At 45.8% G+C, this 7,378-nt stretch carries 6 protein-coding genes; 3 read left to right on the forward strand and 3 right to left on the reverse strand.

The window, feature by feature from the left end; genetic code table 11:
- The 3 genes from IQR33_RS16250 to IQR33_RS16260 form a co-directional block, all read right to left on the reverse strand.
- Positions 1-1,573 (reverse strand): ABC-F family ATPase (locus IQR33_RS16250; protein ID WP_193843854.1); only part of this gene is annotated, 1,573 nt, incomplete at its 3' end.
- Positions 1,574-1,789: 216 nt separating this feature from the next.
- Positions 1,790-3,829, reverse strand: coding sequence for a cache domain-containing protein (locus IQR33_RS16255; protein WP_193837374.1), 2,040 nt, complete (start codon positions 3,827-3,829; stop codon positions 1,790-1,792).
- Positions 3,819-5,270 (reverse strand): sigma-54-dependent transcriptional regulator, encoded by a 1,452-nt coding sequence (locus tag IQR33_RS16260; RefSeq protein ID WP_193837375.1) that lies wholly within the window; start codon positions 5,268-5,270, stop codon positions 3,819-3,821. The genes IQR33_RS16255 and IQR33_RS16260 overlap by 11 nt, the downstream gene beginning before the upstream one ends.
- A gap of 335 nt (positions 5,271-5,605) precedes the next feature.
- Between IQR33_RS16260 and IQR33_RS16265 the strand changes: the two genes are divergently transcribed.
- The 3 genes from IQR33_RS16265 to IQR33_RS33255 all read left to right on the forward strand — a co-directional run.
- Complete coding sequence (locus tag IQR33_RS16265; protein WP_005389522.1) at positions 5,606-6,424, forward strand: substrate-binding domain-containing protein; 819 nt, start codon at positions 5,606-5,608, stop codon at positions 6,422-6,424.
- A gap of 6 nt (positions 6,425-6,430) precedes the next feature.
- Positions 6,431-7,129, forward strand: coding sequence for an ABC transporter permease (locus IQR33_RS16270; RefSeq protein ID WP_005389524.1), 699 nt, complete (start codon positions 6,431-6,433; stop codon positions 7,127-7,129).
- 50 nt (positions 7,130-7,179) lie between these two features.
- Positions 7,180-7,378: ABC transporter ATP-binding protein (locus IQR33_RS33255; protein WP_228013930.1), on the forward strand; the 199-nt coding region annotated here is incomplete at its 3' end.

Here is a 7,378-nt window from a genome sequence, read left to right on the forward strand (position 1 = left end):
ATTTTAGGAACTCAGAGTAAGTGCCTTTAAAGTCTGTGATTTTACCATCGCGGATTTCGATAATACGCGTTGCTAGTGAGTCTACGAATACACGGTCGTGAGATACGAAGAACAACGTGCCTTTGTATTGCTCAAGCGCAGTGTTCAAAGATTCGATCGATTCCATATCCATGTGGTTGGTTGGTTCGTCCATTAGCAACATGTTTGGCTTGTGCATCATCAGCTTGCCAAGCAGCATACGACCTTGTTCACCACCAGACAGTACTTTTACTGACTTCTTAATGTCGTCTTGGCCAAACAGCATACGACCTAGGAAACCACGAACGACTTGCTCGTCATCACCTTCTTGACGCCATTGACCCATCCAATCCGTTAGGTTCATGTCTTCTGCAAAGTCATGCGCGTGGTCTTGCGCGTAGTAACCGATGTTTGAGTTTTCAGACCATTTGTACTCACCCGCACGCGGTTCAAGCACACCAGCAAGCGTGTTTAGAAGTGTTGTTTTACCCACACCGTTCTCACCGATGATCGCAACGCGCTCACCCACTTCAAAAATTGCATTGAAGTCTGAGAACAAGTCCTCTTCGAATCCTTGGCTTAGGTTTTCAACAATCAGAGCGTTACGGAACAGCTCTTTCGACTGTTCGAAACGAATGAATGGGTTTTGACGGCTAGACGCTTTAACTTCATCCAGTTTGATCTTGTCGATTTGCTTAGCACGAGATGTCGCTTGTTTTGCTTTCGATGCGTTTGCAGAGAAACGAGCAACGAACGTTTGTAGCTCAGCGATTTGTGCTTTCTTCTTCGCGTTGTCGTTTAGTAGACGTTCGCGAGCTTGAGAAGCCGCAGTCATGTACTCATCGTAGTTACCTGGGTAAACACGTAGCTCACCGTAATCCAAATCAGCCATGTGCGTACATACTGAGTTTAGGAAGTGACGGTCGTGCGAGATGATGATCATTGTGCAGTTACGTGCGTTTAGCGTGTCTTCCAACCAACGGATAGTGTCCATATCCAAGTTGTTGGTTGGTTCGTCAAGAAGCATCACATCTGGGTCTGCGAATAGAACCTGCGCTAGAAGCACACGAAGTTTCCAGCCTGGTGCTACTTCACTCATTAGACCGAAGTGCTGCTCCATTGGAATACCCACCGCAAGAAGAAGTTCGCCCGCTTTGGCTTCTGCCATGTAGCCGTCCATTTCCGCAAACTGAACTTCTAGGTCAGCCACTTTCATGCCGTCTTCTTCACTCATTTCAGCAAGTGAGTAGATACGGTCACGCTCTTTCTTCACTTCCCATAGCTCTTTATGACCCATGATAACGGTATCGATTACCGTAAATTCTTCGTAAGCGAACTGGTCCTGGTTCAGTTTTGCAACGCGCTCGTTTGGATCGTAGCTTACGTTACCACTGGTTTGCTCAAGCTCGCCGCTGAGGATCTTCATAAAGGTTGATTTACCACAACCGTTAGCTCCAATTAAGCCATAGCGATTGCCTTCGCCGAACTTAACTGAAATGTTTTCGAATAGCGGCTTAGCGCCGAATTGTTGAGTAATATTCGCTGTGGAGATCAAAACCTTTACCTTAGCAATTGGGGTGTATTTAGAAAAACCGGGCAACGGTACTTGTTCATGCTACATACTGCAAGTGTTGTTTTTATTAATTCACTCCAAGTAAAATCATTGTAAGGTTTCTAAGAAGCAAAAGCGCAAACATAAATGCGTCATTAAATACAAAAAAGAGCCACTATCGTCAGTGGCTCTTTTTCCATTAATACTTCAAAAAAGTGACTAAGCGATGTTCGTCACCTCTAGGATCAGTTCGGCTTTTTTAGGTAAATAAATACTGAATTTACTGCCTTTTCCCCATTCAGACTCTGCTTTTAACTCACCACCCGTTTGGCTGAGAATACTTTGGGAGACCGATAGCCCTAACCCTGTGCCTTCTCGTTTCGTTGTGTAAAATGGCGAGAAGATTCGACTCAAGTTTTCTGGTTTAATACCGCAGCCCTCATCGATAACATGAATCGCGGCTCCTTTCACTTCGCCCTCTTCAATCCAGTCTTCACTGACTACTGTTAAAGTTCCTTTACCGCTCATTGCGTGAATGGCGTTCATTTGCAAATTAACTAAGATTTGTAGCAAGTGGTGACGGTTTATCTCAACGGACGTATGCGCTTGTAGGTCAGTCACAAACTCAACGTCGCGTTTCTTGGTGCCAGTTTTAACCAAGGTGATGCTTTCATCAATGATAGGATTGACATGTTGCCAAGTGATTTCATCTTGAACACCGCCTTGGCGACTGTATTGCAATAAACTGCGCGTGATATTGCGGATACGATCAATTTGCGCGTGAATCGCATCAATCTCCTCTTGTACTCGACTTGCATCGTCACCCAATTCAAAATGGATCAATTCTACGTTGCCAAGAATCACGGCGGTTGGGTTATTAATTTCGTGAGCAATCCCCGCGGTGAGTTCTCCCAATGCTGCCAGTTTTTCATGAACAACGAGTTTGTCGCGGGTTTGGTTGAGCAATTGAATATGCAGTTCAAGATCTTGGGTTTTTTCTCTCAGGCTTGCCGTACGCTCTTGAACTTTGCATTCAAGTTGAGCTGCGGAGTTTTTCAGTTCAATTTTGCGCTCTTCTAGCGCGTCTAACATATCATCAAACTGTCTGGCTAACTGCGCAAGTTCATGATCGGCATCTAATCCTAACGGGCCAATCCGTTTTTCTTTACCTTGTTGGACCTGCTTCACCACTTTATGAATGCGTTCGATCGGTCGAAACAGATCATAAGAACCGCGATATACCATCACGCCGGAAACCAGCAATAACATAACCGTAATCAAGCTGATTTCGGCAATGTTCGTCATGTAGGCTTTAACGAATGGCCACATTAGGTAACCGGTATAAAGCATACCAATGACGTTGTCGTATTGGTCTTTGATCGGTTGATACGCCGTAATATACCAAGCGTCATACACATATGCTCGGTCAACCCACTGTTCACCCTTCGAAAGTACTTGGTTATACACTTCTGCGCTCACGCGAGTGCCTATGGCGCGCCCTAGCCTGTGATCGCTGTCTAGAGGAACGTTGGTGCTCACACGCAAATCATCGAGAAATACCGTCAACGTACCCACAGGGCGAAGGCGGTCATTATCACTTAAGTAAATGAGATCGCGGATTTGATCCACCAGCACTGTACTGTTGTTAAGGAGCAAACCACCATCAAGAAAGCCGATCAAATCGTTCGCTTGGCTGTATACCGGAATCACGGTTCGACTGACTAACCCACGCACTTCCCTGTCACCATCAGCAAGAATAGGCACTTCAGCTCGTTTGGCGAGTTCAGGATCGAGGCGTTCGAGTTCTTCTTTATTGAGTACATCAAAAAACGATTCGCGCTTGGTGAGATCCATAAAGCGGAATTTGTTTTCCATGGAATTAACGCGTTGGAAAGAGAGAAAATCTAAAGCATATCTTTTCTTCTGCTCTGTGACCCACTTTTGCAGGTCACCTTGTGGCGTTCCTTGATTAATGCGAATACGGAAATCGTACGAATCGGCAAACGCCCGCACGTAATTGGCTTGCTTTTGCTGTAACAACGTTACGCTGTTATTTGCAACACCAAGACGCTCCGAGACATCAAGCAGCGCATTTTGCCACGTGTAATGAATAGACCAATAAATGGTAATGCCGATCAGAGCTAACAATGTGAGGAAAATCGGCGCAGAGGTTAAGAATAACAAGCGATAACGCACCATGGTTTTAAAACGGTGCGTCCATTTTGACAATCCTTTGTACTGTGGGCCGTTAGTCGGCATATTCCTCATCCTCAGAATCCCATTCTTTGTATTTACGTTCTAAGGTCTTGCGAGCTACGCCCAAGTCACGAGCAGCAGCAGACTTATTGCCTTCATGCAAGTTAACGACTTGTTTAATATGTGCTTTCTCGACTTCTTTTAACGTCCAGCTGTTTGGATAGCCTTCGCCAGTAAATTCTTTGCCTTCTCTAAAGGTTGGTAACTCAGCAGAGTGAGAAACAGTAATCGATACATTAGGCAGTGAATGCCCGCCATTCAGCTCTCGCCAATAGTGTGCAGGTGGTTTGCCAAGCAAGATACAACGCTCAATCAAGTTTTTCAGCTCACGAATGTTTCCCGGCCAATCGTACTCACTCATGGCTTCCATGTCCTCGTGCGCCCATTTGGGCGCAGGCATACCGAGCTCGCGCGTCAGCATGTTGCTGAAAAATGGCACCAACTCAAATAAGTCGGTTTTGCGCTCTCGCAGCGGACACACTTCAATTTTCAGAACGTTTAAACGGTAATAGAGGTCACTGCGGAAATTACCTTGATTGACCTCTTCTTGCAGGTTTCGGTTGGTTGCCGCTACGATACGGACATCAATACTGATCTCTCTTTCTGAACCGACAGGGCGAATCGTACGCTGCTCTAACACACGTAATAATGATGCCTGCATTGCAAGTGGCATCTCCCCGATTTCGTCAAGAAATAAGGTGCCACCGTTAGCAACACGGAACAAACCTTCACGCGATTTTTTTGCACCGGTAAACGCGCCCGATGTATGACCAAACAACTCACTCTCTAAAAGCTCAGGTGCAATCGCGCCGCAGTTGATTGGCACAAACGGGCCCGTTCGCCCACTCGCCTGGTGGATACCTCGTGCAACTAGTTCTTTCCCCGTACCCGACTCACCTTCCACCAAAACAGAAGCGCGTGATGGTGCAAATTGGTTAATAAGTTGCTTAAGCAGACGCGTTTTTTCTGAGCCGCCGATGATCTCTGAGGTATTGTGACGTTGGTAATCGCGTGTCATGGCGTACTGCATGCGTTCGTTCAAACGGCGATCCATACAGCGACTGACCGCTTTTAACATCTGCTCAAGGTTGAATGGTTTGAGGATAAAGTCGGAAGCACCGAGCTGTAGCGCTCGAATGGCAATTTCTAAATCCGCATAACCCGTCATAAAAATCACATCGGCACGTTTGTCATCATCTTCAAACGCTTCTTCCCACTCAATTCCAGAACGCCCTGGCAGATTAATATCCAGTAAGATCAGATCATAATGTCGAGAATTACGCAGTTGTTCTGCTTCTTCGATGCTACCAGCTGTATCGACATGTGAAAAAAGCTTACTCAATGCCTTTTTCAAGATGGCTTGCATGCCTAATTCATCATCGACGACCAGTACGGAAAAGGCGCTATATTGTTGGTTTGTACTAAGATGGGATTGAGTAGACATATTTACCCCAGATGGATTTCGATGGGACAGAGTGTACCAAGTTTAAACAGAGATACCCTACAAAAAGTGCGACATTTTGTACCAACGCAAACTTTTATGCAAATAACCCCATGATTTAGTGCATAAACCAAGCACTTTAAGCTTGTAAAAGGTTGGCATCTTGTTTGCTATAAGGTGGATACGGGGCGCATTTTAAGTGATCTCAGGATGTTGATGTTTGCTTATTCCAACACCCTAAGACAACTTGCGTATTACGCTAATCGCTCTCGTCCAAAAAGGCTTCTCCCTAAAACCTGGAGAGATTCCAAAGAATCATTGGAAAGGAACACATAAAAATGAAAAAAATTGCGCTAACTCTGGCTGCAACGTCAATCACGCTTGTAAGTTACTCAGCGTTTTCTGCTCAAGACGGAGAACACGTTCGCCTTGCAACCACAACCAGTACTTACCATTCAGGTTTACTTGATTACCTGCTTCCACAATTTGAAAAAGACACGGGCTACAAAGTCGATGTTATTGCTGCAGGTACTGGTAAAGCCTTAAAAATGGGCGAAAACGGTGACGTAGATTTGGTGATGACACATGCACCAAAAGCTGAAGGCGCATTTGTTGAGAAAGGCTACGGCGTCTTGCCTCGCAAGCTGATGTACAACGACTTTGTGATTGTAGGCCCGAAAGCTGACCCAGCAACAATCAAAAATGACGAAGGCGTGTTAGATGTATTCAAAGAGATCGCAAACAAAAACGCAACGTTCATCTCTCGCGGCGATGATTCTGGTACGCACAAAAAAGAAATGGGCTTTTGGGCTCAAACTAAAATCGAACCGAACTTTGGTGGCTACCGTAGCGTAGGTCAAGGTATGGGCCCAACTCTAAACATGGCGTCTGAAATGCAAGGCTACACCATGACGGATCGCGGCACATGGCTGGCTTACCAAAACAAATTGGATCTAGAAATTCTGTTCCAAGGCGATGAAAAACTGTTTAACCCGTACCAAGTTATTCTTGTTAACCCTGAGCGTTACCCAACGATTAACTACCAAGGTGCGAAGGCATTCAGTGATTGGTTGGTAAACCCTCGCGGACAGGAACTTATCAATGGTTTCCGCCTAAACGGTAAACAACTGTTTGTTGCGAATGCTGAGAGCAAATAACGCAATATGAATCTTGCTGATACAACACTGGAAGCGCTTCGCTTACTGGTGAATTTTGATGCAGACCTATGGGAGATCGTTGCGGTCTCCTTTAGTGTCTCTATTACGGCAATATCCCTAGTGGTATTGCCGGCTATTTTGATGTCCTTTGTACTGGCGTATACCGACTTTCGCGGTAAATGGTTTTTGTTGTCGATCGTAAATACGCTGCAAGCGGTCCCTACCGTGGTGATTGGCCTGTTGCTGTACATGTTGCTGTCGCGTGCTGGCCCTTGGGGAGACTGGCAAATGCTGTTCACTCAGAAGGCAATGATCTTCGGCCAAATGGTGATCTGCTTCCCTGTTTTGGTATCGATGATGCATGGTGCATTACAATCTAGCGACCGTCGTGCAGTGGAAACTGCCATCACGCTGGGCGTCTCCATTCCGCGCTTGGCAGCTACGATGATTTGGGAAACCCGCTTTCCTCTACTTGCGGCTATCATTGCAGGGTTTTCACGTATAGTGACCGAGGTGGGCTGCTCAATGATGGTTGGTGGGAACATTATGGGCGTGACGCGAAATATTCCCACGGCTATCGCAATGGAAAGCAGTAAAGGTGCTTTTGCGCAAGGAGTTGCATTAGGAATTGTATTACTATCTTTAGCGTTGGCTCTAAACTTCTTCTTATCAAGCATGAGAGGCAAAGGCTACCTCAGAACATAGAACATGAAGCAAACAAACGACTCACCATTAACCCCATGTCGAGGCGAATTATGACTATAAAAATCACCGCCGAACAGTTATCCATGCGCTTTAAAGAGCGTGTGCTTTTCCACATCCCTGAGTTAGCCATCGGCCCAAATGATGCCATTTATCTCAAGGGTGACAATGGTGTGGGCAAAACTACCCTACTCAAAATCCTTGCTGGCTTGCTCAAACCCTCTACTGGCGATGTTGTTGCGCCAAAAGATA

The sequence above is a fragment of the Vibrio sp. OPT46 genome (genome assembly GCF_015163535.1).
Lineage (GTDB): Bacteria > Pseudomonadota > Gammaproteobacteria > Enterobacterales > Vibrionaceae > Vibrio > Vibrio alginolyticus.